This is a genomic window from Bradyrhizobium sp. 138 (assembly GCF_023074075.1).
GTDB lineage: Bacteria > Pseudomonadota > Alphaproteobacteria > Rhizobiales > Xanthobacteraceae > Bradyrhizobium.
The window spans coordinates 1-734 of the sequence record NZ_JADPKT010000078.1 but is presented as its reverse complement, the minus strand read 5'-3'; the positions used below and the strand labels follow the sequence as shown (position 1 = coordinate 734).

At 60.8% G+C, this 734-nt stretch carries 1 protein-coding gene; it reads left to right on the top strand.

Annotated elements, in window-relative coordinates:
* Window positions 1–734, top strand: a 734-nt coding sequence (locus tag IVA79_RS27145) for an AMP-binding protein (RefSeq protein ID WP_247558749.1), incomplete at both ends; no start/stop codon positions are given.

Sequence of the window (734 nt, the reverse complement as noted above, 5' to 3'; positions counted from 1 at the left end):
AGTGCTGCTGGCCGATGCAGCGGGGCGATCGGCGCTGGGCGACGGTGCGCTACGCGATCTGACGCTGGTGGATCTGGCGGCGACGCCGGAATGGGCAAATCTGCCGGCGTCGGATCCGGACCCCCGTGCGCTCGGCCTGACCTCGCGCCATCTCGCCTATGTGATCTACACCTCCGGATCAACAGGCACCCCCAAGGGGGTCATGGTCGAGCATCGCGGCTTGGTCAATCTCAGCTTGGCTCAGATCGGGCTTTTTGGCGTTTGTTGCAACAGCCGCGTGGTGCAGTTCGCCTCCTTCGGTTTTGATGCAAGCGCCTCGGAGCTTGTTATGGCGTTTGGTTCGGGAGCCGCATTGCATTTGCCTGCGGATGAGCTCCGTCAATCGAGTAACAAGCTATCGGATTATCTGCAAAGCGAAGCCATCACGCACGCGACGCTGCCTCCAGCCTTGCTTCAGGGAAGCCAGAAGCCGGAAGGCTTGGGATCGCAAGTTCTCATTCTTGCTGGAGAGCTGCCGAAGGCAGAACTCATCTGGAGTCTAGCTCCAGCATCCATTATCAATGCTTATGGACCTACCGAAGCAACAGTTTGTGCGGCGACCTGGAGTTGCCCCGATGGGTTTGATGGGGCCATTGTCCCGATTGGCCGCCCGATTGCGAACACGCGGGTGTATCTGCTGGACGGGCATGGCGGGCTGGTGCCGTTCGGTGCGGTGGGGGAGCTCTACATTGGCG